Below are 25,481 nucleotides of genomic sequence, written 5' to 3' on the forward strand. Positions count from 1 at the left end.
GCACGGCACAGCCCTGCACGGCACAGCCCTGCGCGTGCGCCCGCTCTCGTCCTGAGGCTCCCACCGCGACTGGGATAATCGTCGGATGACCCCTCGTGCTCCCGCCCTCGGCCTGCTCCTCGACGTCGACGGGCCGATCGCGAGCCCGATCACCCGCAGCATCGATCTCCCCGAGATCACCCGCGATCTCGTCGCGCTCGCCGCAGCCGGCGTGCCGCTCGTGTTCAACACGGGCCGCTCCGACGCCTTCATCCGCCACGAGGTGGTGGCTCCTCTGCTGGCAGCCGGCCTCGCTCCCGACGCGCGCGTCTTCGGGGTCTGCGAGAAGGGCGCCGTCTGGTTCGCGATCGGCGAGCGGTTCGGCCCCGCGGGCATCGGCGAGGTGCACGTCGACCGGTCGCTGGCCATGCCCGCCGATTTCGTCGACGAGATGCGCGACCTCGTCGCGACCCGCTTCGCCGACCGGGTCTTCTTCGACGAGACCAAGCACGCGATGGTGTCCGTCGAGCAGCTGACCTCGATCGACACGGCTGCCTACCTGGAGTTCCAGCCCGTGTTCGACTCGCTGGCCAGGGAGGCGCTCCAGCGCCGCGGCTTCGGCGTGCAGCGTCTCGACGACGTGCGGCCCGACGCGTCCGGCGACGTCCAGTGGCGCATCGATCCGACGATCATCTCGACCGACATCGAGTCGATCCGGCTCGGCAAAGACCTCGGTGCCGCCCGCGCGCTCGAGCTGCTCTCCGACGGCGGCGAGCTGCCGGTCTCGTGGCGCACCGTCGGCGACTCGCGGAGCGACTACGCCATGGCCGACTGGCTGCACTCGAACGGGTACTCCGTCGAGCACGTCGACGTCAGGCCCGCCGACGGCGTGCCCGAGAAGCCCTACCCGATCAGGGAGTCGGCGTCGGGCGCGATCCACGACGAGGCGGGCGCGGAGTTCTTGGCAGGTTGGCTGCGCGAGGTCTCCTGAGCGAGGGCGGGGCCGGTGCGAGCTCTCCGGTCAGCCGCCCGCGATCGCGACAAGAAACCACTCCCTCGTCTGGTTCCTTGTCGCGATCCCGGGCCGAAGCCCGGCGCTGACCGCGCTCACGTCTGACAGCGCGGGCACCAGTAGGTGTCGCGCAGCTCGAGCTCCGACTCGCCCAGCTCGCCCCGCTTGATGCGGGTGCCGCAGCGGAGGCAGGGCTTCCCCGCCCTCCCGTAGACCCAGTCGGTGGCGCCGCGCAGGGTACCGGTGGTGGTGCGCTCCACCCGGTCTTTATTGGCGTGGATCAGCCGGTGCCCGAGCGCGATCATCCGCGGCAGGTCGGGCACCTCGCCCACGGGCCTGGTCGGCAGCACCCCGCGAAGAAAGCAGAGCTCATTGCGGTAGACGTTGCCGAGCCCGGCCATCTCGCGCTGGTCGAGCAGCGCCAGGCCGATCTCCCGCGCAGGATCCCGGGAGAGGTTGGCGAGCGCGACCCCTGCGTCCCAGTCGGGGCCGAGCAGGTCGGGGCCGAGATACCCGACCACGGAGTCGTCGGCGTCTCGAGGGACGAGCTCGACGATGCCGAGGTCGAAGCCGACCGTGACCCAGTCGGCCGTCTCGAGCACCACGCGCGCCTGGTACGCGGGCCGCCGCCACTTCGTGCCGTGCTGGTACCGGTGCCAGGAGCCCTCCATCTTGAGGTGCGTGTGGAGCGTCAGGTCGCCGATGTGGTGGAGCAGGTGCTTGCCGCGGCTGACGACGTCGTCGACCCGCTGGCCCGCGAGGTCGACGGTGGCGAAGGCGGGCACGCGGAAGTCGGTCTTCGTGAGCAGCTGGCCGCGCAGGATCTCGTCGAGGTTCTTCGCCGCCCGGTAGACGGTGTCTCCTTCGGGCACGGTCAGCGCGCCCCGGTGGCGTCGGCCACAGTGTGCCGCGGGGAGACGACGTGCCGCGATGATGCGGCCTGCCGCGATGCCGGGACGAGGCTCACGAGCGCAGCCTCACGCCGCTCGGGGTGGGCGCGAAACCGGCGGCCCGGAGCGCGTCGCCGAAGGCGCTGCCGAGGACGAACTCGCCGTCGACCCGCTCGACGGCCAGCTTGCCGAGGCGGCCGCGCACGACGGCCGCGAGCGAGCCGGCAGCCGCGGCGAGATCGGCTCCGCCGGGGTCGTCGAACGTCAGGATCGTCTTGCCGCCGCGCTCGACGTAGACGACGAGGCGCCCGTCGACGAGCACCACGAGGGCGCCGGCCTTGCGGCCCGGGCGGTGGCCGCGCGGCGATTCGTCGGGCACGGCCGGCCAGGGGAGGGCCGCACCGTAGGGGTTCGCGGGGTCGGTCGCGGCGAGGGTGACGACGGGGCGCGCTGCTGCGCCGACCGCGCGGTCGTCGTCGCCCTCCTCGCGGACGAAGGTGCGGAGGCGGTCGACCGTCGGGCCGGTGGCGAACTGCGCGGCGCCGAGCCCCTCGATGAAGTAGCCGCGGCGGGCGCGGCCGGTCTCCTCGAACGACGACAGCACCTTGTAGACGGTGGAGAAGCCGCCCCGGACGCCCTCGTTCACGACCGCGCCGCGGGTGACGATGCCGTGCCTCTCGAGGAGCAGCTCGGCCTGGGCCGCGGCCCGCACGGTGGGGTCGGGCTCGGCCAGCGGCAGCAGCGACCAGCGGCCGCCGACCGTCGGCGGGCCCGCCTGGCGGGGGAGCGCGGCTCGGGCACGACCGCGGTAGGAGGCTCGCGACCGCGTCGGCGTCGTGCGCGCCCTCGCGGGCCGGCCGCCCACCTGGGTGCGGAGCGGCGCGAAGGTGTCGTTGGTGATCTGGCTCTGCCAGACGAGATCCCAGATCGCGGTCACCAGCGCCTGGTCGTCGGTCGAGCCGACCGCGTCGGACAGCTGCCGGAAGAAGAACGCTCCGCCGCCGGCGAGGGCGGCCAGGACCTCGCGCTGCAGCTCGGTCGTGTCGATCAGGGCCGGCTCGGGCAGCGTCACCTGGGCTCCGTCGGCGAGGTGGAGGCTGACCCAGCCGTCGTTCCCGGCGAGGGCGCCCGCGCCCGACCAGATGACCTCGCCGGTGGCGGTGAGCTCGTCGAGCATGCCGGTGGAGTACTCGGGGATCCGCGACGGCAGGATCAGCGACTCCCAGGCGGACGCGGGCAGCGCCACGCCGCTCAGCTGATCGACGACCTGGAGGACCCCGTCGAGCCCGCGGAGACCGGAGCCCTTGGCGCCGGTCGCCACGTGCTGCCACGCGGGCAGGAAGCGGCCGAGCGTGTCGCCCGAGACGGGCTCGACCTCGTGCCGGAGGGCGGCGAGCGACCGGCTGCGGAGCCGCCGCAGCACCTCGGCGTCGCACCACTCGCTGCCCTGGCGGTCAGGCCGGAACTCGCCCTCGATCACCCGCCGCTGGGTGCCGAGCCTCCGCAGCGTGTCGAGCACGACGGCCGCGCCGAGCCCGAGCCGCTGGGCGACGTCGATCGGGGCGAACGGCGCGTGGGTGCGCGCGAAGCGCCCCACGAGGTCGCCGAGCGGGTCGTCGACGGGCTCGATGAAGGCGGAGGGCACCCCGATCGGCAGGTTGACGCCGAGGGCGTCGCGGAGCCGGCTGGCGTCTTCGATGCTCGCCCAGCGCTCGTCGCCCGCGTGCGTGAAGCGCAGGATCCGGTTGCTCCGCGCGAGGTCGACGAGCGAGGCCTCGAGCTCGGCGTGCGCAGTCGCCGTGCTCGCGGCGTCGGGGAGCGCAGGATCGGCGGCTGCCGCGGCCAGCCAGCTCCGCTCGACGATCTCGTCGGTCGAGAGCGGGCCGAGCAGACGCAGCAGGTCGACCACGCCCTCGAGGTCGCGGGCGCGGCGGTCGGGCGCGAGCCGCTGCAGCTCGAGCTCGTGCTGCTCGATGACGCCGGCGTCGAGGAGCTCGCGGAGCTCGGCCCGGCCGAGGAGCTCGGAGAGGAGCGTCGAGTCGAGCGAGAGGGCGGCGGCGCGGCGCTCGGCGAGGGGCGAGTCGCCCTCGTACATGAAGGCGGCGACGTAGCCGAAGAGCAGCGACCGGGCGAACGGCGACGGCATCTCGGTCTCGGTCTCGACGACGCGCACCTCGCGGCGGGCGAGCGCGTCGGTGAGCTCCATCAGCGCGGGCAGGTCGTAGACGTCTTGCAGGACCTCGCGGACCGCCTCGAGCACGATCGGGAACTGCGGGTACTTCCGGGCGACGTCGAGCAGCTGCGAGGCGCGCTGCCGCTGCTGCCAGAGCGGCGACCGACGTCCGGGGTTGTAGCGGGGGAGCAGGAGGGCCCGGGCCGCGCACTCGCGGAAGCGGGAGGAGAACAGGGCCGAGCCGCCGACCTCCTCGGTGACGATCGCGTCGAGGTCGTCGCGCTCGAACGTGAACAGGTCGGCGCCCGGCGGCTCGGCGTCGGTGTCGGGGATCCGGACGACGATGCCGTCGTCGGCCGCCATGGCCGAGCCGTCGATGCCGAGGCGGTCGCGGATGCGCGCCGAGACGGCCAGCGCCCACGGGGCGTGGACGCGCATGCCGTACGGGGAGTGCAGGATCAGGCGCCAGTCGCCCAGCTCGTCGCGGAACCGCTCGACCACCAGGGTCGTGTCGGTGGGCACGTGCCCGGCGACCTCGCGCTGCTCGGTGAGGAACGCCAGCAGGTTGCGGGCCGCGCGCTCGTCGAGCCCGCCCGCGACCACCCGGGCGGTGGCGTCGTCGAGGCTCGACCCCGACAGCTCGCGCGTGTACGCGCCGATGGCCTTGCCGAGCTCGGCCGGTCGGCCGATGCCGTCGCCCTTCCAGAACGGGACGCGGCCCGGCTGGCCGAAGGCGGGCGACACGAGGACGCGGTCGTGCGTGATGTCTTCGATGCGCCAGCTCGTCGCGCCGAGCGCGAAGACGTCGCCGACACGGGACTCGTAGACCATCTCCTCGTCGAGCTCGCCGACGCGGGCGGCCTTCTCGCCGACCATGAAGACGCCGAACAGGCCCCGGTCGGGGATGGTGCCGCCGCTCGTGACGGCGAGGCGCTGGGCCCCGGGGCGGCCGGTGAGGGTGCCGTGCACGCGGTCCCAGACGATGCGGGGCCGGAGCTCGGCGAACTCGTCGGACGGGTACTTGCCGCTCAGCAGGTCGAGGGTGGCCTCGTAGGCGGAGCGGGGGAGCTGGGCGAACGGCGCGCTGCGCCGGACGGTGTCGAACCACTCGTCGATGTCGATCTCGTCGAGGGCGACGGCGGCGACGGTCTGCTGCGCCAGCACGTCGAGGGGGTTGGCAGGCACCTGGAGCTCTTCGATGAGCCCGGCGACCATGCGCTCGGCCGCCACGGCCGAGTGGATCAGGTCGGCCCGGTGCTTCGGGAACAGCACGCCGCGCGACACCTCGCCGACCTGGTGGCCGGCGCGGCCCACGCGCTGCAGGCCGCTCGCGACCGACGGGGGCGACTCCACCTGGACGACGAGGTCGACCGCGCCCATGTCGATGCCCAGCTCGAGCGAGCTCGTCGCCACGACGCAGCGCAGGCGGCCGCTCTTGAGGTCGTCCTCGATGATCGCCCGCTGGTCTTTGCTGACGGAGCCGTGGTGCGCCCGGGCGAGGAGGGGCTCGGCGCCGCCGGTCTGGCCCGAGCCGCCCATCAGTTGGGCCGGTGGCTGACCGACCAGGACGGGATCCTGCGCGACATCGGCAGGGACGTCGGACCCGGCGGCGATCGCGGCCCCGGCCTCGAGGGCCTCGCCGCCCGCGGCCACGAGCTCGGGGACCGGCCCGAAGGTGCGCTCGACGTAGATGTCGTTGAGGCGGGCCGTCAGCCGCTCGGCCAGGCGCCGCGAGTTCGCGAAGACGATCGTCGACCGGTGGTCGAGGATCAGGTCGACGATCCCCTCCTCGACGTGCGGCCAGATCGAGCCCTGCGGCGCCGAGCCGGCGGCGGAGCCCTCCATCGGCGCGGCCGTGCCGAGCTCGGTCATGTCGTCGACGGGCACGACCACGCTGAGGTCGAACTTCTTCTCGGAGGGCGGCGCCACGATCGAGACCGGCGCGCTGCCGCCGAGGAACCGCGCCACCTCCTCGGGCGGACGCACGGTCGCCGAGAGGCCGATCCGCTGCGCGGGCCTCTCGAGGAGCGCATCGAGGCGCTCGAGCGACAGGGCGAGGTGCGCGCCGCGCTTGGTCGAAGCGATGGCGTGCACCTCGTCGACGATGACGGTCTCGACGCCGCGGAGGTTCTCGCGCGCAGCGGACGTCAGCATGAGGAAGAGCGACTCGGGCGTCGTTATCAGGATGTCGGGCGGCAGCCGCTGGAGGAGCCGCCGGTCGGCCGAGCTGGTGTCGCCCGAGCGGACCCCCACGGTGATCTCGGGCGCCTCGGTGCCGAGCCGCCGCGCCGTCTGGGTCACGCCGACGAGCGGCGACCGCAGGTTGCGCTCGACGTCGACGCCGAGCGCCTTCAGGGGCGAGATGTAGAGGACCCGCGTGCGGTGGGCCTTCTCTTCGGGCGGCGGCGACGAGGCCAGCTTGTCGATCGACCAGAGGAACGACGCGAGCGTCTTGCCGGAGCCGGTGGGGGCGATGACCAATGCGTTCGAACCGCTCGAGATGGCCTCCCAGGCGCCCTCCTGAGCGTGCGTCGGCCGCGCGAACGCGCCGCGGAACCACGTGGAGGTCGCGGGCGAGAAGCGGTCGAGGACGTCTGGCATCGTCCGACCATCCTCCCCCGAGCCACCGACATCCGGCCGAGAGCGATCGACATCCTGCGCCGGAGCCTTCGCGCTAGCGTGGATGCATGCCCACGCTCCTGCAGCTCGACTCCTCCGCCGACCTCACCGGATCGCGGTCGCGCGCCATCACCGCGACCTTCGCCGACACCTGGCGGAGCCTCGGCGACGACCACGTCGTCGTGCACCGCGACCTGCACCGCGACCCGCTGCCGCACCTCGCCGACGCCGACCTGCACTTCCCGCCGCACCTCCGCCCGGAGGGCTCCTCCGTCGACCCTGCGGCCGAGGCGCAGCAGAGCGCGATCATCGACGAGCTGCTGAGCGCCGACGTGCTCCTCGTCGGCGTCCCGCTGTACAACTACTCGATGCCCTCGACCCTCAAGGCGTGGGTCGACAACATCCATGTGCCGGGCGTCACGGCGACCTTCGGGTCTGCGGTCACCCGGCCGCTGGCGGGCAGGCCCGCTGTCCTCGTGTCGACGCGGGGCGGGGCGTACGACCCGGGCACGCCGACCGAGTTCGACGACCACGCGATCCCGGCCCTCCTGCTGATCCTGCGCGACGCCCTCGGCATGGAGGTCGAGACCATCGTCGACACGCGCACCCTGTCGGAGCGCTTCGGCGGGCCCGCGACCGAGGTCGACAAGCAGCACGCCGAGCTGCGGGCAGCGCACGACTCCGCAGCCTCCGCCGCCCGTCGCCTGGGCTGACGTCCCGAGCGGCTGACGTCACGAGCGGCCGGCGTCACGAGCGGCCCGACGTCGCCCGACGGCCCTAGGCTTGCACCATGGAACAGCGACGTCTCGGCAAGACCGACAGAACAGTCTCCGTCATCGGCCTCGGCACCTGGCAGCTCGGCGGCGACTGGGGTGACGTCGAAGACAGCACCGCGTTCGAGATCCTCGACGCGAGCGCCGAGGCGGGCGTCACCTTCTTCGACACCGCCGACGTCTACGGCGACGGGCGCAGCGAGAAGACCATCGGCCAGTGGCGCCGCAGCAACCAGGACGCCCCGCTGACCGTCGGCACCAAGATGGGCCGCCGAGAGGCGCAGGATCCCGCCAACTACAGCCGCCAGAACTTCATCGACTGGGTCGACCGGTCGCGTCGCAACCTCGGCACCGACACCCTCGATCTGGTGCAGCTCCACTGCCCGCCGACCCCGGTCTTCTCGGACGACCGCGTCTACGACGCCCTCGACGAACTGGTGCAGCGCCAGGCGATCGCCGCCTACGGCGTCAGCGTCGAGGAGACCGCCCAGGCCCTCACCGCGATCGAGCGTCCCGGCCTGACGAGCGTGCAGATCATCCTGAACGCGTTCCGGCTGAAGCCGCTCGACGAGGTCCTGCCGGCCGCGGCGGAGGCCGGCGTGGCGATCATCGCCCGCGTGCCCCTGGCCAGCGGTCTGCTCAGCGGCAAGTACACCGCCGAGACCGAGTTCGCTCCGAACGACCACCGCACCTACAACCGTCACGGCGAGGCGTTCGACCAGGGCGAGACGTTCTCGGGCGTCGACTTCGAGACCGGCGTCGAGGCCGCGAGGGCGTTCTCCGAGCTGCACCCCGAGGGCGTGTCGACGGCGCAGTCCGCGCTGAAGTGGATCGTTGAGCAGCCCGGTGTCACGACCGTCATCCCCGGCGCCCGGAACGTCGAGCAGGCCCGCTCGAACGCGGAGGCCGGCGACGTGCCGCCGCTCGGCGAGGAGTTCCACGACCGCGCGGAGCGCCTGTACGACAGGTACTTCCGCGCGAGCATCCACTCCCGCTGGTGACCGAGCCGCGACACGGCGGACTCAGCGGCTACACCACCCTGCTCGGCCCCACCGATCGCCGCGTCCTCTTCGCGGCGGGGGTGACCGCCCGCATCCCGCTCGCCGTCGTCGGCTTCAGCGTGCTGTTCTTCGTGCAGGCGACCTCCGGGTCGTTCGCCGTGGCGGGCTTCGCCTCCGGCCTCGCGGTCGCCGCGATGGCCGGGGTCAGCCCCGTCTTCGGCAGGATCGCCGACCGGCGCGGTCAGAAGGGAGCGCTCCTGGTCGCCGCGATCGGCCACCCCCTCGCCATCGCGCTCCTCATCGCGCTCGGGCTGGCGGGGGCCTCGCTGCCGTTCGTGTCGATCGGGGCCCTGCTCGTCGGGGCGACGATCGCTCCGGTCGGCGCCTTCATGCGCGCCCGCTGGTCGGCGATGCTCGGTGCGACCCCGAGCCTCCAGGTGGCGTTCTCGCTCGAGGCGATCGCCGACGAGCTCGTCTGGGTCTTCGGGCCGGCGCTCGCCTCGCTCGTCTCGGGTCTCATCGATCCTGCGGCCGGCCTGGTCATCTCGGCCGTCTTCGGCACGGTCGGGTCGCTGTGGCTCCGCCGCGGTGACGAGGTCGAGGTCGTCGCGGCCCCGGCGTCCGGCCGCCGGCACGTGTTCGTCCCGTGGCGCTCGCGGCGGATCGTCGCGCTGCTGCTCTCGAACGCCGCGCTCGGCGTGGTCTTCGGCATCAACGACGTCTCGGTGGTGTCGTGGACGACCAGCGCCGGCGTGCCTCAGATCGCGGGCCTCGTGCTGACGGCGTACTCGATCGGCAGCGTGACCGGAGGATTCCTGATGGGGATGGTGCCGGCGCGGATCCCCGCCTACCGGATGCTCATCGTCTCGTGCGCCGCGCTCGGCATCTTCTGGGGCGCGCTGTCGCTGGCTCCCGGGCCGTCGTGGCTGTTCCTGTTCGGGCTGTTCGCCGGCGCCACGATCACGCCGTTCACCATCTCGACCAACCGGGTGCTCCACGACGAGACCCCGCCGGCCGTGTTCACGGAGGGACTGGCCTGGGTGTCGGCGTTCGTCGTCGGCGCGATGGCCCTCGGCTCGTTCCTCGGCGGCGTCATCGACCAGCAGGTGGGGCCGAGCGCCGGCTTCGGCCTGCTGGCGTTCCTGGCGCCGATCCCGTTCGTGATCGTCGTGGTGGTCGCGATCCTGCCCGGAGGTCTGCAGCGGCCCGTCGTCGACCTGTCCTGATCGACCTGTCGAGGTCCGTCCGGCGTGTACCCCGCCTGCACGGCATCCCGGCCTCCGCCGGGTAAACCGGAACGATGACCGATTCGATGTACACCCCGCAGGACCCCACCAAGCAGTACCCCGGCCCGCCTTTCGAGAAGCAGCAGCAGTCGGGCCCCGGCGACATCCACGAGATGAAGCCCCGTCCGGACCACGGCGAGGAGTCGTACGTCGGCTTCGGCCGCCTCGCCGGCCGCAAGGCGCTTGTCACCGGCGCCGACTCCGGCATCGGCCGCGCCGTCGCGATCGCCTTCGCGCGCGAGGGCGCCGACGTCGCCCTGGCCTACCTCCCGGAGGAGGAGGACCAGGCCAAGGAGGTCGAGAAGCTCGTGCAGGATGCGGGCCGCACCGCCGTCCTGATCCCCGGCGACCTGCAGGACGAGGCCTACAACACCGATCTCGTCGAGAAGGCGGTCGAGGGCCTCGGCGGCCTCGACGTCCTCGCGCTCGTGGCCGGCGTCATGCCGACCGTCGACAGCATCGACGACTTCGAGACCGAGACCCTCGACCACGTGCTGAAGGCCAACATCTACTCGCTCTTCTGGACCACGAAGGCCGCGATGAAGCACCTGAAGCCGGGCGCCTCCATCATCACGACCTCGTCGATCCAGGGCTTCCAGCCGTCGCCCTCGCTCGCCGAGTACGCCGTCTCGAAGGCGGGCATCGCCAACTGGACCCGCGCCATGGCCGGCCAGCTGGCCGAGCGCGGCATCCGCGTCAACGGCGTGGCCCCCGGCCCCGTCTGGACGCCGCTGCAGCCCGCGTTCGTGCCGAACGAGAAGATCGAGTCGTTCGGCGAGGAGGCCGTCTTCGGGCGTCCCGGCCAGCCGATCGAGCTCGCGCCGCCGTTCGTGTTCCTCGCGTCGCAGGAGTCGAGCTACATCAGCGGCGAGACGATCGCCGTCACGGGCGGCACACCGATCCACTGATCGAGCTGCTGCGTTGATCGAGCTGCCGCTCTGATCGCGCCGCTCCATTGATCGCACCGCTCCGCGGAGCAGCCCGGAACCGGGTGGCAAATTCGCCACCCGGTTTCGCGTGTCGCGGGGAGCATGCCAGAGTCGAGGCATGACCTCGTCGTCGCTCTCGGCCGCCTTCCCCGCCCATCCGGTCCTGGTCGTCATGGGCGTCTCCGGCGTCGGGAAGTCGACCGTCGCGGCGCTGCTCTCGGAGCGCCTCGGCTGGGACTTCGCCGAGGGCGACACCATGCACCCGACAGCGAACGTCGAGAAGATGGCGGCCGGGCACCCGCTCGACGACACTGACCGCTGGCCGTGGCTCGAGATCGTCGCGAGCTGGATCCGGCAGCACGAGGAGGCGGGAGAGCCCGGCATCATCACCTGCTCGGCGCTCAAGCGCAGCTACCGCGACGTCCTCCGCGGGCCGGGCGTCGTCTTCGTCCACCTGGCAGGACCGACCGACCTCATCGGCGACCGGCTGTCGAAGCGCGTCGACCACTTCATGCCGCCGGGGCTGCTCGACTCGCAGGTGGCGACGCTCGAGCCGCTCGGGGCCGACGAGGCCCACGTCGTCGTCGACGCGGGGCGGGCGCCCGAGACGGAGGTCGACGAGATCCTGAGCGAACTCGACCTCGGCGCGGGTGTTGGATGAGGCCATGGCAGAGAAATGGGTCGCGGCCCGGTACGGATCCCTCGACGGCGTCGAGCTGATCGACACGGAGGTGCCCGCGCCCGGGCAGGGCGAGGTCACCATCGCCGTGAAGGCGGTCGGGATGAATCCGGCCGACGTCAAGGGCATCCAGTCCGGGCAGGATCCCGCGGCGCTCCCCCTCCCGATCGGCTACGAGGCGGCCGGCGTCGTCTCGGCCGCGGGCCCCGGCATCTCGCTCGAGGTCGGCACCGAGGTCATCGCCTTCCGCGTGTCCGGCGGCTACGCCACCGAGCTCACCGTCCCCGCCGAGGACGTCTTCGTGAAGCCGCAGGGCCTCGACTGGCCCGCCGCTGCGAACCTGATGCTCGCCGGTGCGACCGCCGCCGACATGCTCCGCGTCGTGGAGCCACAGGAGGGCGACACGATCCTGGTCCACGGGGCCTCCGGCGCCGTCGGGGTGAGCGTGCTGCAGCAGGCCCGGCTCATGGGCCTCCGCGTGATCGGCACCGCCTCCGAGCAGCGCTTCGGCGTCGTGGAGGAGTTCGGCGGCACGGCCGTCGTCTACGGGGACGGCCTCGAGGCCCGCATCCGGTCGCTCGCCCCCGAGGGCATCGCGGCGGCCCTCGACTGCGTCGGCACCGACGAGGCCGTCGACGTGTCGCTCGCCCTCGTGGCCGACCGCTCGAAGATCGTCAGCATCGCCGCGTTCGGTCGAGCCGCCGACGAGGGCTACCGCGTGGTGGGCGGGGCTGATCCTGAGTCGAAGGCGTTCCGCGACTCGCAGCGGCAGCGGCTGGTCGATCTCGCAGCCGACGGCTCGCTCGTCGTCCCGGTCGCGCGGACGTTCCCGTTCGCCGAGGCCCCGGCCGCTCTCGAGCTGCTGTCGTCGGGCCACCCGGGCGGGAAGCTCGCGCTGCTGGTGTAGCGCCCGGACTACGGCCCGAGCCCGCGTGGGTCAGCCCGCGCGGCTCAGCCCGCGCGGCCCGAGCTCGCGCGAGTCAGCGAAGGCGCGGACGAGCGCGAGGGTCGCCTCGGGCTGCTCGAGCTGCGGCAGGTGCCCCGCCTCGGCGACGAGCTCGAACCGGGCGTCGGGCAGCGCCGCAGCGTAGGCGCGGCCGTACTCGGGCGTGAAGACCCGGTCGCTCTCGCCCCAGACGACGAGCGCGGGCACCCGGACGTCGCCCAGCCGCCCGAGCAGCGACGGGTCGTGCATGTACGGGTCGCCGGCGACGACGGCCATCGTCTGCATGTTCGCCCGCTGGGCGGCCAGGCGCTCGGCGGGCATCGAGGCCGGGTCGACGAAGAAGCGGTCGGCGTCGTGCCAGGAGTGCTCGGCGATCTGGCGGGGAGTCAGCGAGAAGAAGTCCACGAAGTCCTGGCCGTCGACCGCGATGCCGGCCCCGTCGATGACGACGAGCCGCCCCACGCGGCCGGCGCTGTCGCGCGAGGCCATGTCGGCGGCGATCCACCCGCCGAGCGACGACCCGACGACGAGGACGTCGGTGAGACCGAGGTCGTCGAGGAGCGCCAGGTACAGGTCGGCGAGGTCGGAGATGCGGGTGAGCGCCTCGGGGCGCGGGCGGCCGTCCCAGCCGGGGTGCGTCGGCAGGAGCACGCGGCGGTCTCCGGCGAGCTGTGCGGCGAGGCCCGCGACGGTGGCGGGGCCGCCGCCTCCGTGGAGGACGAGCGCGGCGGGGCCGGAGCCGGAGTCGTCGAAGGCGAGGTCTGCGGAGAAGGCGGGCAGGTCGATCCTGCGGTCGGTGCTTGTCATGCTCCGAGAGTAAATCAACATGCTTATATAAACAAGCTGCTATTCTCGATCCATGGTCACGGATCTCCAGACTCTCGGGCGCGCGGTCAAGCAGGCGCAGTGGCGCCACCACCGCGCCGTCGACCGCCTGCTGGCCGAGCTCGGCACCTCGCTCACGCAGTGGGACGCCCTGCGGGCGGTCGCCCAGGCCCCCGGCGCCTCGGCGCACGACCTCGCCCAGCGCACCTTCCAGAGCGACCAGGCGTTCGGCACCCTCGCGAGTCGGCTGGCGGCGCAGGATCTCGTGACCCGCGCGCCCGGGGCGGGTCGCCGGATCGAGCACCGGCTGACTCCCGCGGGCGAGCGTCTCCTCGCGCAGGGGACGGTCGTCGTCGAGGGGTTCCTGGCCGAGTCGTTCTCGGGTCTCGACGAGGGTGAGCGCGAGACGCTGGTCGACCTGCTGGGGCGCCTCGGCTGAGCGGCCGCCTCGGCCGACCGGGCGCGACGCCTCAGGCCGGGTGGACCCGCCCGAGGAACGCGTTGACGTCGTCGAGCTCCTCCTGCGAGATGCCGTGCGCGAGGCCGGGGTAGACGCTCTCCTCGACGTCGGCGTGCTCGGCGAGCCAGGCGGAGGTGCGGTCGACCGCGTCGAGCGGGATCACCTGGTCGACGTCGCCGCGGCCGTAGAAGACGGCCGGACGCGACGCGGCGAGGGCGGCGTCGACCTCGGCCGGGGCGCCCGGCACGACGAATCCGGCCAGGACGACGGCGAAGTCGAAGAAGCCCGGGCGGCGACGGAGCAGCTGCAGCGACAGCGAGCCGCCCTGCGAGAAGCCGAGGAGCCCCACGCTCGGGTGGGCGTCGCCGAGCGCGTCGACCAGCGCGAGGACCGCGTCGGCCGCGTCGTCGACCGGTGCGTACTGCGGAGAGCCCGGCGACGAGAGCGGGTACCACGAGAATCCGTCGCCGTAGGGGAGCGGCGCCCGGAGCGACGCGTAGACGAACGCGCTCGAGAGGTAGGGCACGAGCCCCTCCAGATCGCGCTCGTGCGAGCCGACGCCGTGCAGCAGGATCACGAGCGGCCGGCCGGCTCGCTCGCCCTCCGGCGCGGACCAGCGGACGGCGGACGTGTCGATCGTGACCATGCGCTCCAGCGTAGTGACGCGTGGCTGTCACACGTTCGACACACGTGCCGGGTAAGAATGGGGCCATGAGTTCCGTCCAGACCCCTGATCCCAACTCCGGCTGGCTCTCCGAGGAGGAGCTCTTCCAGATCCGTCAGCGCCTCCCGATCCTGTACGTCGAGGCGGTCCCGGTGCGGACCGACGGCCAAGGCGTCGTGACCGAGGTCGGTGTCCTGCTGCGGGCCGACTCCGAAGGGACGATGACCAGGATGCTCGTGTCCGGGCGGGTCATGTACGGCGAGTCGCTCCGCACCGCCCTCTTCCGCCACCTCGAGAAGGACCTCGGGCCGATGGCGTTCCCCCAGCTGCCGCCGTCGCCGGTGCCCTTCTCGGTCGCCGAGTACTTCCCGTTCCCCGGCGCCTCGGTGTTCACCGACGAGCGCCAGCACGCGGTCTCGCTCGCCTACGTCGTGCCGGTGACCGGTACCTGCGATCCCCGCCAGGACGCCCTCGAGATCACCTGGATGAGCCCGCTCACCGCTGCCTCGCCCGAGGTCGCCGCCGAGATGGAGGGCGGCCGCGGGGCTCTGCTCCGCACGGCGCTCGCGTCGGTCGGGGCGCTCAGCTAGCTCGACCGCGGGCTGCCGCCCGACGTTGCGCGGACTGGCCACCCTGCCGCGGCAGGGTGAGTAGTCCGCGAGACGTTGCGCGGCAGCGGCTAGGGTCGTCCCCGTGAACACGCGGGTGACGATCGTCGACGTGGCCGCCCGCGCGGGCGTCGCCATCAGCTCGGTCTCCAGCGCGCTCAACAACCGGCCCGGCGTCTCCGACGAGACGCGCCGCCGCATCGTCCAGGCCGCGCAGGATCTCGGCTTCGTCCCGTCGCTCCGCGGGCGCAGCCTGTCTGCCAAGCGGGCCTTCGCCGTGGGCCTCGTGGTCCACCGCGATCCGTCCGTGCTCGAGTCCGACCCGTTCTTCGGGGCCTTCATCGGCGGGATCGAGACCGTCCTCGACCCGCGCGACTACGCGCTGATCCTGCAGATGGGATCGGAGCCCGTCGAGACCCTCGACCGCTATCGGAGCCTCGCGGCCAACCGACGGGTTGACGGCGTGTTCCTCCCGGAGCTCGGCGTCGACGATCCGCGGGTGCCGCTGGTGCAGGAGCTCGGTCTGCCGGCAGTCGGCGTGAACGCCGAGCCCGACTTCCCGCTGCCCGCGGTCCGGCAGGGGCACGTCGAGGGCGTCCACGAGCTCGTCGCGCACTTCGCCGCGCTCGGCCACCGGAGGCTCGCCCTCGTGACGGGCCCGCACGAGTTCATCCACGCGCGTCAGCGCCGGGTGGCGTTCGCCGAGGCCGTCGCTCTCCACGGTCTCCGGCTCGACGACGTGGTCGAGGGCGACTTCACCTACGAGGGCGGCATCGCGGCCGCCGGGGCGATGCTCGAGGGGCGGGCCCCGCAGGATCGCCCGACCGCCGTCCTCTGCTCGAACGACCTGTCGGCGATCGGCTTCCTCGCCCGGGCCGGCGAGCTCGGTCTGCGGGTGCCCGACGACCTCTCGGTCGCAGGATTCGACGGCATCCGCCTCGGCACCTACGTTCGTCCGACGCTGACGACCATCGGCACCGCGCCGCGGCTCCTCGGTGCGGAGGCGGCGCGGATGCTCCTCGACCAGATCGACGGTCTCACGGTCGACGACGTCGACATCGAGCACGCGAGCCTCGTCGTGCGCGGCTCGACCGGGCCGGTCCCGTCCGGGCACCTCGCGTCCGTCCGCTGACCGGGACCGAGGGGTGCGCACTCCGACGAGACGTGCTACTTTGTCGGTCACCGAAACGTTTCGGTAGAACGATCCCGAAACGTTCTCGTTCGACCCGCACCAGCAGCGACCCAGGAAGCCCGACGACGTGTTCCTCCCTCTCACCACCGACGCCCTGCGCGAGTCCCTCGCGGGGGCGCTCGCCCACCGGAACGACGCGACCGCGTCGCTCTCGCAGGGCGACTTCTCCGGCGCCTACTCCGAGAACCCCGACTGGGCGGTCGGCCCCTTCGTCGCCGACGACTCCCTCGCCTTCCGGCCGACGGGCCAGTGGGCCGACCCGACGGGCATCGGCTGGACCTCCGCCTCGATCTACAACCCGTCGGTCATCGAGCACGAGGGCGTGCTCCACCTGTTCTACCGGGCGTCGCCGAGCAAGGAGTCGCTGAGCAGCAGGATCGGCCACGCCGCCCTCGCTCCGGGCGCCGCCTGGGCGGACTCCCCGTCGAACCCCGTCGTCTACCCGACGCAGCCGCTCGAGCTCCTCGGTTGCGAGGACCCGAAGATCTACCGGGCCGAGGGCCGCTGGTACCTCTTCTACAACGGCATCTACCCGCTGACGCGTGAGGCACGAGAGGCGTTCACGCCCGACCCGCAGGCGGAGGTGGGCTGCGAGATCCTGCTGGCCGTCTCGGACGACCTCGAGAACTGGACGAAGCTCGGCTCGGTCGTCGACCCCGCGGTGTCGCACCTGTGGGCGAAGGGCGCTGTCGTGCCTCGCAACGGAGCAGGCGAGGCCGTGCGCATCGGCGGCGAGTACCTCATGTTCCTGTCGGAGGGGTGCGGCGGCGCCCTCCACGTCGGGCGGTCGACCGACTTCGAGAACTGGACCTTCGCCCCCGAGCCGTACCTCGACCTCGGCCCGCTCGACGGGCACCTCCACGAGGTGGCCTGCGCCCTCGTCGACGACGACGCCCCCGACCGCCTGGTGCTCGACTTCTTCTACGGCGAGCCCGACGGATCGTTCGCGGCCGGCCAGGCGCTCTACGACACCGCGGCGCCCTTCACCCAGCGGGCACTCCACCGCGGCGGCGCCCTGAGCTGGGGCGGCATGATCCGCTCCTCGGGCGGCGACGACTCCGGCGCCCGCCTCTTCGCCCAGGGCTGGGACGCAGCCCCCGGCGAGCGCCGCATCGACTTCTACACCGACAGATCCCTCATCACGCAGTAGAAACCGGCGGCTCTGCCGCCTCGACAGAAGGAGACACCGTGCAACGACGCACAAAGGCCCTCGGCGCCGCCATCCTGGCCGCCGGCATGATCGGCCTCACGGCCTGCTCAGGATCCGGCGGCTCCGGCGGGTCGACCAGTGCCAAGGGCCCGATCAAGATCTGGTACTCGAACAACGAGCAGGAGGTCGCCTGGGGCAAGGCCACCGTCGCCTCCTGGAACAAGCTCCACCCCGACCAGAAGGTGACCGGGCAGGAGATCCCCGCCGGCAAGACCTCCGAGGAGGTCATCGGCGCCTCGATCACCGCGGGCAACTCGCCCTGCCTCGTCTACAACACGGCCCCCTCGGCCGTCGGCCAGTGGGTCAAGCAGGGCGGCATGGTCGACCTGTCGAAGTTCTCCGACGGGGCGAAGTACATCGAGGCGCGCTCCGGCTCGCAGGCCGACCAGTACAAGGGCGCCGACGGCGACTACTACCAGATGCCCTGGAAGTCGAACCCCGTCATGATCTTCTACAACAAGGACCTCTTCGCGAAGGCCGGCCTGAACGCCGACGACCCGAAGCTGTCGACGTACTCCGACTTCCTGGCCACGGCCAAGACGCTGGTCGACAAGGGCGTCGCGCCGAACGCGATCCTGCCCGCCCCGACCTCGGAGTTCTTCCAGATGTCGTTCGACTTCTACCCGCTCTACGCGGCGGAGTCCGGCGGCGAGCAGCTCGTCTCGAAGAGCGGCAAGGCGACCTTCGCCGACCAGGCCGGCTACGACGCAGCCGACTTCTGGCGCTCGCTGTACGCGCAGAAGCTCGCCGGTCAGGAGGCCTACCAGGGCGACGCGTTCGCCGACGGCAAGGCCGCCATGGCGATCGTCGGCCCGTGGGCCGTGTCGGTCTACAAGGACGTGAACTGGGGCGCCGTCCCCGTGCCGACCAAGGACGGCACCGCGGCCGACAAGACCTACACGTTCAGCGACGCGAAGAACGTCGGCATGTTCACCGCCTGCAAGAACCAGGGCACCGCGTGGAGCTACCTGAAGTACTCCACGAGCAAGGCGCAGGATCAGAAGCTGCTCGAGACCACCGGACAGATGCCGATGCGCACCGACCTGGCCTCGACGTACGCCGACTACTTCGCCGCGAACCCCTCGTACAAGCTCTTCGGCGACCAGGCGAGCCGCACCGTCGAGGTCCCGGGCGGCCCGAACACCGTGGCCGAGATGCAGGCGTTCCGCGACGCCTGGTCGAACTCGGTCATCTTCGGCAAGGGAGACGTGAAGTCGTCGCTCGACTCCGCCGCGAAGAAGATCGACCAGCTCGCCTCCGAGAAGTAGTCGTGTCGACCACCGTCAAGAGCCCTCGGGCGGGGAGTGCTCCGGCCTCCCCGCCCGAGGCGGGGGCGCGCAAGCGGCGCAGCCTCCTCGGCAGGAACCCGCTCGGGCTCCTGTTCAGTGCGCCCTACCTGGTCTTCGTGCTGGCCGTCTTCGCGTACCCGCTCGTCTTCGCGGTGTACATCGCGTTCCACGACTACTTCTTCACGGCACCCGGTGCGGTCGTGCAGCGGCCGTTCGTGGGGCTGGCGAACTTCGTCGACGCCTTCACCGACCCCGACGTCCTGCGGTCGTTCGGAAACGTGGGGATCTTCCTCGTCATCAACGTGCCGCTCACGGTCGTGCTGAGCCTCGTGCTCGCCTCCGGCCTCAACCGGGTCGTGCACCTGAAGGCGTTCTACCGGGTCGCCTACTACATCCCCTACCTGACGGCGAGCGTCGCGGTCGTCGCGGTGTGGCTGTTCCTCTTCAACGGATCTGGGCTGGTCAACCAGGTCCTCGGCCCGCTGGCGCCGAGCCCCTCCTGGCTGATCAACTCCAGCTGGGCCATGCCCTCGATCGCGCTGTTCGTGACCTGGAAGCAGATGGGGTTCTACATCCTGCTGTACCTGGCCGCTCTGCAGAACGTGCCGAACGAGCTCTACGAGGCGGCGTCGACCGACGGTGCCGGAGCCGTCCGGAAGTTCTTCACGGTCACGGTGCCGGGCGTCCGGCCCGCCACCGTCCTGGTGCTGCTCGTCTCGACCGTGACCGGCGCGAACCTCTTCACGGAGCCGTACCTGCTGACGAACGGCGGCGGCCCCAACGGCTCGTCGACGTCGCCGGTGCTGCTGATGTACCAGAAGGGCATCGAGCAGGGGCACCCCGACGAGGCCTCGGCCATCGGCGTCGTCCTGGTCGTCGTCGTGCTGATCATCGCACTGCTGCAGAACCGCTTCGCGGGAGGGAGAGACTGATGTCGAGACTGGCCACCACCGTCCGGAACGCCGTGCTCGCCCTCGGCGCCCTGGTGTTCCTGTTCCCCTTCTACTACATGATCATCGGCTCGCTGCAGACGAAGCAGGACGCCAGCCTCGGGGGCGCGTTCCCGCACCCGTCGAACCTGACGGGCGCGAACTACGCGGCCATCAACGACCGGATCAACCTGTTCTCGGGCCTGCTCAACTCGAGCATCTTCACGATGGGGGTGCTCCTCTGCACACTCGTCTTCGGGGTCCTCGCGGGGTACTCGCTCGCGATCCTGCAGTGGAGAGGCCGCGGCGTCACCTTCGCCCTGGCGCTCCTGGTGCAGGTGGTCCCGTTCCAGCTGCTGATCATCCCGCTCTACGTGCTCATCACCCGGAACTACGGGCTCGGAGACAACTACATCGGGATGATCCTGCCGTTCGCCATCAACTCGACCGCGGTCATCATCTTCCGCCAGTACTTCCTGCAGCTGCCGAAAGAGCTGTTCGAGGCAGCCAGGATCGACGGCGCGAACGAGTTCAAGCTGCTCTGGCGGATCGCTCTGCCGCTGGTGCGCCCGGCCCTCGTCACCGCCGCCCTCCTGACCTTCATCGGCCCCTGGAACGAGTTCCTCTGGCCCTTCCTGATCACGAAGGACGCGTCGATGCAGCCCCTGGCCGTGTCGCTCGCCAACTACATCTCCAACGTCGCGGCCACCGCGGCCAACCCCTTCGGCGCCATCCTCGCCGGAGCGGTCGTCCTGGCGGCCCCCGTCGTCGTCCTGTTCATCGTCTTCCAGCGCTACTTCGTGTCGACCGACGTCGGCTCGAGCGTCAAGGGCTGACGCCCTCCCGTCCCCTCCGGAAGGAGACCACCGTGTCCGCATTCCCCTACCGCCTCACCCGCATCGGCGTCGTCATGACGCCCGAGCCCGGCAACGAGCTCGAAGCCGAGGGCGTCCTGAATCCAGGATCCGGCCGAGCCCCCGACGGCGAGCTGTACCTCCTGCCCCGTCTCGTCGCGACCGGCAACGTGTCGCGGATCGGCCTCGCCCGCGTCGTCGTCGAGGACGGCGTCCCGACCGGCGTCGAGCGCCAGGGCGTCGTGCTCGAGCCCGACCGCGGCTGGGAGCGCGGCGCCACCCACGCCGGGGTCGAAGACCCCCGTGTCACCAGGATCGACGAGCTCGACCTCTGGGTGATGACCTACGTCGCCTACGGGCCGCTCGGGCCCCGCACGGCGCTCGCCGTCTCCGACGACCTGCGCGAGTGGCGCCGCCTGGGGCCCGTCACCTTCGACTACGACGACTCCCTCGACGCCGACCTCGGGCTGTTCCACAACAAAGACACCGTGTTCTTCCCGACCGCGGTGACGGCCCCCGACGGCGTCCGGAGCTTCGCCGTCCTGCACCGGCCCATGTGGGACATCGGCGAGACCGCGCCCGGCGAGGGCGTCCGGGCGCCCGCCGGCGTGACCGACACGCGGCAGAGCATCTGGATCAGCTACGTGCCGGTCGAGGCGGTTGCACGCGACCTCGCGAGCCTCACCCGGTGGGGACAGCACCGCTTCCTCGCCGGGCCGCAGTACGCCTTCGAGGAGCTCAAGATCGGCGGCGGACCGGCACCGCTCCGGGTGCCCGAGGGGTGGCTCCTGCTGCACCACGGGGTGACCGGCACGATCGACAGCGCCTTCGCGCAGCAGCAGAACGTCAACTACGCCGCGGGCGCCATGATCCTCGACGCCGACGACCCCTCGGTGGTGCTGACGCGCAGCGAGGAGCCTCTGCTGGCACCCGCGACCGACGACGAGCGCGGCGGCATCGTGCCGAACGTCGTCTTCCCCACCGCCATCGAGGAGATCGACGGCGCGCACTACGTCTTCTACGGCATGGCCGACTCGAAGATCGGCGTCGCTCTGCTCGAGCGCGCCTGACCCGCAGCACCCTTCCCGCAGCACCCCTCCCGCAGCACCCTTCCTGCACCACCCGTCTCGACGCAAGGAGCACTTCAATGACGAAGTCCATCACCACCGGCACGCGACGGGCGGTGGCGGCCCTCGCGGCCGTCGCGCTCGCCGCCGGGCTCGGGTTCGCCGCGGCGGCCCCGGCTGCTGCTGCTGCCGCCCCGGCCCCGGCGGCGCCCGCGCGCCTGACCAACCTCGCCCACCTCGACTACCTGCTCGACACGACGGCTCCGAGCGCCGTACCAGGTCACACCACCTACGCGCTCGACTCGCAGCCGACCCTCACCATGCCGTGGGTGTACGCCGATGCGCGACCGGGTGGCACGTTCCAGCGGGTCGGCGGCGGGCCGCTCGATCCTGCGACGGGGCACTGGGGTCAGGGGTCGTACGACTCCGACGACGTGTCGCGCGCGGCCGTCGTGTACCTGCGCGACTGGGAGCAGACCGGCTCCGCGACGAGCCGGCAGAAGGCCTACGAGCTGCTCCGGTCGACCGCGTACTTCCAGACCACGACGGGGCCCGACGCCGGGAACGTCGTGCTCTGGATGCAGCCCGACGGCACGCTCAACCCGAGCCCCGTGCCCGTCGAGCTCCCGGACCCGTCGGACAGCGGCGACAGCTACTGGCTCGCACGCTCGCTCTGGGCGTTCGGCGAGGGCTACGCCGCCTTCCAGAAGACCGATCCGGCGTTCGCCGCCTTCCTGCAGGATCGCCTCCGCCTCGGAGTGAAGGCGCTCGACCGCGGTCCGCTCGCCTCCTACGGCCGGTACGACGTGGCCGACGGGGCCCGCGTGCCGAGCTGGCTGATCGCCGGCGGCGCCGACGCGTCGGCCGAGGCCGTGCTCGGGCTCGCCGCCTACTCGGCAGCCGTGCCTGCCGACCGCGAGGCCCGCACCGCGCTGTCGGAGCTGTCGGACGGCATCGCCGCGATGGGCTCGAAGCAGTCGGCCGCCGTCGCCGTGCAGTCGTGGCCGTACGGCGCGATCCTGCCGGACACCGCCTCGCGCTCGCAGCTGCACTCCTGGGCGTCGCAGATGCCCGCGGCGCTCGCCCGCGCGTCGGTCGTGCTGGCGCGGCCCGCCCTGCTGCGTCCGGCCGTCACCGACTCGGTGGCCTACTCGACGACCCTGCTGACCTCGACCGGGCCGATCAACGGCTTCTCGCCCGTCCCGACCGACACGACGCAGATCGCCTACGGCGCGGACTCGAGGCTCCAGTCGCTCCTCGCCGTCGCCGACGCCGCCCACAGTCCAGGCATCGAGCAGCTCGCCGGCCTGATGGCCGGCTGGTACTTCGGCGACAACACCTCCGGGCAGCCGGTCTACGACCCGGCGACGGGCGTGACCTTCGACGGAGTGCAGCCGAGCGGGACTGTCAACACCGGCAGCGGCGCGGAGTCGACCATCCACGGGCTGCTCTCGATGCTGGCGCTCGACGCGCACCCCGCGGTCGCCGCCCTGGCGCGGGCGTCGTCGCACGAGGTGTCTCGCGACGGTCTGACGGTCGTTGAGGCGGAGGCCGCGACGTCGACGACCGGCTCCGTCGTCACTCCCGCGAACGCCTACGACGGGGAGTCGCAGGTCAGCGGAGGGTCGGAGCTGCGCCTCGACCGCGGAGAGACCGCGACCATCCCGGTGCCGTCGGCGTCGGGAGCCCGCCACGTCGACGCCGTCGTCGCCGAGCCCACCCGGGCGCAGTCGATCTCGACCTGGGGCCGCCTCGGCACCCTCCGGTCGTCGGTCGGAGCGCAGGGCGTCACGCCTGTCCCCGGCGCCCTGCTGCCGCAGGCGCTCCCGCGACCGCTCGAGGGGTCGTCGACCTCGGTGTCCGTGCGGGCGCTGGCCGGCACGACCACGCTCGACGCGGTGATCCTGCGCCCCCTGGTGTCGCGCGCGACGCTGTCGGGCACCGGCGCGGCCCTGACGGAGCTCGCCCAGTCGACCTCGCTCTCACCGCAGCGGACCACGATCGGCCGCGCAGGATCGACGGTGCGCGTCTACGACGACACGGGTCGCCTCACGCAGACCCTCGCGGTCGCCGCGCCGCGGAGCGTCGTCCTGCCCGCCGGCGGGTTCGCCGTCTCGACCCGCTAGCGCGCCTGCTGCTGCTGCCGCTCCTGGCGGAGGTGCCCTGCCGCCCAACGTCTCGCGGACTGACCACCCTGCCGCGGCAGGGTGCGATGTCCGGGAGACGTTGCGCGGCGCCGGGCGGGAGCAGGAGCTAGAGGGAGCCCTCGTCGAGTCCCAGCGTGATCTCGAGCGTGCGACGGATGAGGCGGGCGCGGTCGTCGGCCGTGCGGTAGCCGACGAGCGAGTAGGCCGTGGTCGAGTCGATCAGCGACAGGAACTGCATGGCGACGAGGTCGGGGTCGATGTCGCAGAAGTCGCCCGAGGCGATCCCTCGCGCGACGAGGTCGAGGACGAGCGTGTTCCACGCCGCCATGCTCTCGCGAGCGGCCCTCGCCAGCGGCGCGTTGTGGCGGCCGAGGCTCCACGCGTCGGCCCAGACGGAGTTGAAGCCGTCGTGGCTCGTGTCGAGGAGGCTCTCGACGAGCACCCTCATGGCCTCCAGCGGCGTGCCGGGCACGGCGATCTCCCGGGCTGTCTGCTCGCGCTCGTCGTTCGCGAGCTCCTCGAAGATCCGGGCGACGAGCGACGTGATCGACGGCTCGTGCTGAGCGATGACGCCGGGCTCGACGCCCACGGTCGCGGAGAGGCGCCGGAGCGTGATCCCCGAGAGGCCCGACGTGAACGCGATCCTCTTGGCGGCGTCGTCGATCTCGTCCTGCCGCCCGCCCCTGGAGCGACCCGGCTCCTGGCTGGTCGTCATGAGCCCGAGTCTAGGTCGGCGTGTCCGGGCCAGAGAGCCCCACTCCGGGGAGAACCCGTTCGGGTGTCCGCGACGCCGTCGCCCCTCACCGCGGTCTAGCCGACGTTGGCCGCGGCCTTCTTGATCATGCCCACGTAGCGGTCGAGCGCGTACGGGAGGCTGAGCGGCGTGATGACGGTCGAGGCCATGGCGAGCTGCTGGTTCGCGTTCGGCACGTACGAGCCGCGCTCGACCGCGGGGATGGACGAGAACAGCTTCTGCTTCTCGATCTGCTTCTGGTTCGCCTCGTCGTTGAACCAGGTGAAGACCACGTCGGTGTTCTTCAGGAGGTCGGCCTTCTCGAGCCCGATGGTCGAGACGAAGGTGCCGGTGGACTTCGGCAGGGCCGCGAGGGTCGGGTCTTCTTTCAGGCCGAGGCCGGTGATGATGTCGACCCGCGGGTCGCCCTTCTGGTAGATCGACAGCGAGCCGGGTTCGGCTGTGTAGACGTAGCTGAAGGTCAGACCCTTGAACTCGGGGTTGGCGGCGGCCGTCTTCGCCAGCTTCGCCTTCATGTCGCCGACCAGGGTCGTGGCCTTCGCGCTCTCGCCGAGCACCTTGCCGATCGTCTCGATCTGGGTGTCCCACGGGGTGCCCCAGGCGGTGCCGGGGTAGGCCACGGTCGGTGCGAGGGCGCTCAGCGTCTTGTACTGGGCCGCCGTGATGCCCGACTGGGGAGCCACGATGACGTCGGGGTTCAGCTCGGCGAGGGCCGTCATGTCGATGTCGGGATAGACCGCGAAGGTCTTCGGCAGTGCGTCGCCGCGCTTCTGGATGGCCTTGGTCACCCACGGGTAGTCCTTGTGGCTGTCGCCGCCCCAGGTGACCTCCTCGATGCCCACCGGGGTGGTGCCGAGGGCGACCACCGTGTCGGCGGAGCCCCAGCCGATCGTCACCACGCGCTTCGGCTTCGACGTGATCGTCGCCGATCCGAGCGCCGACTTGATCGTGACCGGGTAGGCCGCCGAGTCGGAGGACGACTTCGCGCCGTCGGAGGAGGACGAGGACGGGGTGCCGGAGGTGCTGCAGGCGGCCAGGGAGAGGGCCAGTCCTGCCGCGACCGCGAGAGCGGCTGCGCGGCGGAGGGGACGACGGAACACGGGTGCCTTTCGGTAGAGCGCTGCGGTAAGGGTTGCCTTGCCAAGCTTAGGCTAACCTAACGCGCAGCACTCTCCGAAGGTGCTGGCAGTCGTCC

General features: G+C 71.9%; 22 protein-coding genes. 16 read left to right on the top strand and 6 right to left on the bottom strand.

The genetic code is table 11. The features are described 5' to 3' along the window. Positions 1-85 precede the first annotated feature (85 nt). A complete protein-coding gene (locus tag ABD733_RS09455; protein ID WP_344795353.1) occupies positions 86-970 on the top strand; it encodes a hypothetical protein in 885 nt (294 codons plus the stop codon). 116 nt (positions 971-1,086) lie between these two features. Here the strand turns inward: ABD733_RS09455 and ABD733_RS09460 are convergent, their stop codons facing one another. Both ABD733_RS09460 and ABD733_RS09465 read right to left on the bottom strand, forming a co-directional pair. After that, the gene (locus tag ABD733_RS09460; protein WP_344795355.1) at positions 1,087-1,863 is read right to left on the bottom strand and encodes a DNA-formamidopyrimidine glycosylase family protein; all 777 of its coding nucleotides are present in this window, start codon (positions 1,861-1,863) and stop codon (positions 1,087-1,089) included. Between the two features lie 91 nt (positions 1,864-1,954). After that, on the bottom strand, positions 1,955-6,655 hold the full coding sequence (locus tag ABD733_RS09465; RefSeq protein ID WP_344795357.1) for an ATP-dependent helicase: 4,701 nt from the start codon (positions 6,653-6,655) through the stop codon (positions 1,955-1,957). Between the two features lie 86 nt (positions 6,656-6,741). Here ABD733_RS09465 and ABD733_RS09470 point away from each other — a divergent pair, with 86 nt between their 5' ends. The 6 genes from ABD733_RS09470 to ABD733_RS09495 all read left to right on the top strand — a co-directional run bounded on the left by ABD733_RS09470 (position 6,742) and on the right by ABD733_RS09495 (position 12,248). Next, positions 6,742-7,386, top strand: coding sequence for an FMN-dependent NADH-azoreductase (locus tag ABD733_RS09470; RefSeq protein ID WP_344795359.1), 645 nt, complete (start codon positions 6,742-6,744; stop codon positions 7,384-7,386). Between the two features lie 77 nt (positions 7,387-7,463). Further along, entirely contained in the window at positions 7,464-8,447 is a 984-nt protein-coding gene (locus ABD733_RS09475) for an aldo/keto reductase (RefSeq protein ID WP_344795361.1), read from the top strand. Continuing rightward, the gene (locus tag ABD733_RS09480; RefSeq protein ID WP_344795363.1) at positions 8,444-9,673 is read left to right on the top strand and encodes an MFS transporter; all 1,230 of its coding nucleotides are present in this window, start codon (positions 8,444-8,446) and stop codon (positions 9,671-9,673) included. Before ABD733_RS09475 ends, ABD733_RS09480 begins: the two co-directional genes overlap by 4 nt. A 74-nt stretch (positions 9,674-9,747) precedes the next feature. Next, positions 9,748-10,641 carry an SDR family oxidoreductase gene (locus ABD733_RS09485; protein ID WP_344795365.1) on the top strand — a complete coding sequence of 298 codons (894 nt, stop codon included), beginning with the start codon at positions 9,748-9,750 and terminating at the stop codon, positions 10,639-10,641. Between the two features lie 139 nt (positions 10,642-10,780). Next, positions 10,781-11,323, top strand: a complete 543-nt coding sequence (locus tag ABD733_RS09490; protein ID WP_344795367.1) for a gluconokinase — start codon at positions 10,781-10,783, stop codon at positions 11,321-11,323. 4 nt (positions 11,324-11,327) lie between these two features. Continuing rightward, on the top strand, positions 11,328-12,248 hold the full coding sequence (locus ABD733_RS09495; protein ID WP_344795369.1) for a quinone oxidoreductase family protein: 921 nt from the start codon (positions 11,328-11,330) through the stop codon (positions 12,246-12,248). Positions 12,249-12,278: 30 nt separating this feature from the next. Here the strand turns inward: ABD733_RS09495 and ABD733_RS09500 are convergent, their stop codons facing one another. Beyond that, on the bottom strand, positions 12,279-13,094 hold the full coding sequence (locus ABD733_RS09500) for an alpha/beta fold hydrolase (protein WP_344795371.1): 816 nt from the start codon (positions 13,092-13,094) through the stop codon (positions 12,279-12,281). Between the two features lie 52 nt (positions 13,095-13,146). On the opposite strand from ABD733_RS09500, the gene ABD733_RS09505 reads away from it, so the two are divergent. Then, positions 13,147-13,551 (top strand): MarR family winged helix-turn-helix transcriptional regulator, encoded by a 405-nt coding sequence (locus ABD733_RS09505; RefSeq protein WP_344795373.1) that lies wholly within the window; start codon positions 13,147-13,149, stop codon positions 13,549-13,551. A gap of 31 nt (positions 13,552-13,582) precedes the next feature. Here the strand turns inward: ABD733_RS09505 and ABD733_RS09510 are convergent, their stop codons facing one another. Then, positions 13,583-14,218 (bottom strand): alpha/beta hydrolase, encoded by a 636-nt coding sequence (locus ABD733_RS09510; RefSeq protein WP_344795375.1) that lies wholly within the window; start codon positions 14,216-14,218, stop codon positions 13,583-13,585. Positions 14,219-14,283: 65 nt separating this feature from the next. Here ABD733_RS09510 and ABD733_RS09515 point away from each other — a divergent pair, with 65 nt between their 5' ends. The 8 genes from ABD733_RS09515 (at position 14,284) to ABD733_RS09550 (ending at position 23,511) form a co-directional block, all read left to right on the top strand. Continuing rightward, positions 14,284-14,826: an NUDIX hydrolase family protein gene (locus ABD733_RS09515; RefSeq protein WP_344795377.1), complete on the top strand. Its 543-nt coding sequence runs from the start codon at positions 14,284-14,286 to the stop codon at positions 14,824-14,826. Between the two features lie 103 nt (positions 14,827-14,929). After that, positions 14,930-15,976: a LacI family DNA-binding transcriptional regulator gene (locus tag ABD733_RS09520; protein WP_344795379.1), complete on the top strand. Its 1,047-nt coding sequence runs from the start codon at positions 14,930-14,932 to the stop codon at positions 15,974-15,976. A gap of 127 nt (positions 15,977-16,103) precedes the next feature. Beyond that, a complete protein-coding gene (locus tag ABD733_RS09525) occupies positions 16,104-17,186 on the top strand; it encodes a glycoside hydrolase family 130 protein (protein WP_344795381.1) in 1,083 nt (360 codons plus the stop codon). 38 nt (positions 17,187-17,224) lie between these two features. Beyond that, a complete protein-coding gene (locus tag ABD733_RS09530) occupies positions 17,225-18,514 on the top strand; it encodes an extracellular solute-binding protein (RefSeq protein ID WP_344795383.1) in 1,290 nt (429 codons plus the stop codon). Between the two features lie 2 nt (positions 18,515-18,516). Further along, the gene (locus tag ABD733_RS09535) at positions 18,517-19,467 is read left to right on the top strand and encodes a carbohydrate ABC transporter permease (protein ID WP_344795385.1); all 951 of its coding nucleotides are present in this window, start codon (positions 18,517-18,519) and stop codon (positions 19,465-19,467) included. Then, a complete protein-coding gene (locus tag ABD733_RS09540; RefSeq protein ID WP_344795387.1) occupies positions 19,467-20,300 on the top strand; it encodes a carbohydrate ABC transporter permease in 834 nt (277 codons plus the stop codon). The genes ABD733_RS09535 and ABD733_RS09540 overlap by 1 nt, the downstream gene beginning before the upstream one ends. A 32-nt stretch (positions 20,301-20,332) precedes the next feature. Then, a complete protein-coding gene (locus ABD733_RS09545) occupies positions 20,333-21,388 on the top strand; it encodes a glycoside hydrolase family 130 protein (protein ID WP_344795389.1) in 1,056 nt (351 codons plus the stop codon). A gap of 77 nt (positions 21,389-21,465) precedes the next feature. Then, on the top strand, positions 21,466-23,511 hold the full coding sequence (locus ABD733_RS09550) for a hypothetical protein (protein WP_344795391.1): 2,046 nt from the start codon (positions 21,466-21,468) through the stop codon (positions 23,509-23,511). 127 nt (positions 23,512-23,638) lie between these two features. Here the strand turns inward: ABD733_RS09550 and ABD733_RS09555 are convergent, their stop codons facing one another. Then, a complete protein-coding gene (locus ABD733_RS09555) occupies positions 23,639-24,247 on the bottom strand; it encodes a TetR/AcrR family transcriptional regulator (protein ID WP_344795393.1) in 609 nt (202 codons plus the stop codon). Between the two features lie 95 nt (positions 24,248-24,342). Then, positions 24,343-25,386: an iron-siderophore ABC transporter substrate-binding protein gene (locus ABD733_RS09560; RefSeq protein ID WP_344795395.1), complete on the bottom strand. Its 1,044-nt coding sequence runs from the start codon at positions 25,384-25,386 to the stop codon at positions 24,343-24,345. Positions 25,387-25,481 lie beyond the last annotated feature (95 nt).

It is taken from the genome of Frondihabitans peucedani (genome assembly GCF_039537585.1).
GTDB lineage: Bacteria > Actinomycetota > Actinomycetes > Actinomycetales > Microbacteriaceae > Frondihabitans > Frondihabitans peucedani.

Bases quoted from the DNA above. Each gene is read 5' to 3' on its own strand.
- ABD733_RS09455 (WP_344795353.1), top strand. From the start codon at position 86: ATGACCCCTCGTGCTCCCGCCCTCGGCCTGCTCCTCGACGTCGACGGG.
- ABD733_RS09465 (WP_344795357.1), bottom strand. From the start codon at position 6,655: ATGCCAGACGTCCTCGACCGCTTCTCGCCCGCGACCTCCACGTGGTTC.
- ABD733_RS09470 (WP_344795359.1), top strand. From the start codon at position 6,742: ATGCCCACGCTCCTGCAGCTCGACTCCTCCGCCGACCTCACCGGATCG.
- ABD733_RS09475 (WP_344795361.1), top strand. From the start codon at position 7,464: ATGGAACAGCGACGTCTCGGCAAGACCGACAGAACAGTCTCCGTCATC.
- ABD733_RS09485 (WP_344795365.1), top strand. From the start codon at position 9,748: ATGACCGATTCGATGTACACCCCGCAGGACCCCACCAAGCAGTACCCC.
- ABD733_RS09490 (WP_344795367.1), top strand. From the start codon at position 10,781: ATGACCTCGTCGTCGCTCTCGGCCGCCTTCCCCGCCCATCCGGTCCTG.
- ABD733_RS09495 (WP_344795369.1), top strand. From the start codon at position 11,328: ATGGCAGAGAAATGGGTCGCGGCCCGGTACGGATCCCTCGACGGCGTC.
- ABD733_RS09500 (WP_344795371.1), bottom strand. From the start codon at position 13,094: ATGACAAGCACCGACCGCAGGATCGACCTGCCCGCCTTCTCCGCAGAC.
- ABD733_RS09505 (WP_344795373.1), top strand. From the start codon at position 13,147: ATGGTCACGGATCTCCAGACTCTCGGGCGCGCGGTCAAGCAGGCGCAG.
- ABD733_RS09510 (WP_344795375.1), bottom strand. From the start codon at position 14,218: ATGGTCACGATCGACACGTCCGCCGTCCGCTGGTCCGCGCCGGAGGGC.
- ABD733_RS09515 (WP_344795377.1), top strand. From the start codon at position 14,284: ATGAGTTCCGTCCAGACCCCTGATCCCAACTCCGGCTGGCTCTCCGAG.
- ABD733_RS09540 (WP_344795387.1), top strand. From the start codon at position 19,467: ATGTCGAGACTGGCCACCACCGTCCGGAACGCCGTGCTCGCCCTCGGC.
- ABD733_RS09550 (WP_344795391.1), top strand. From the start codon at position 21,466: ATGACGAAGTCCATCACCACCGGCACGCGACGGGCGGTGGCGGCCCTC.
- ABD733_RS09555 (WP_344795393.1), bottom strand. From the start codon at position 24,247: ATGACGACCAGCCAGGAGCCGGGTCGCTCCAGGGGCGGGCGGCAGGAC.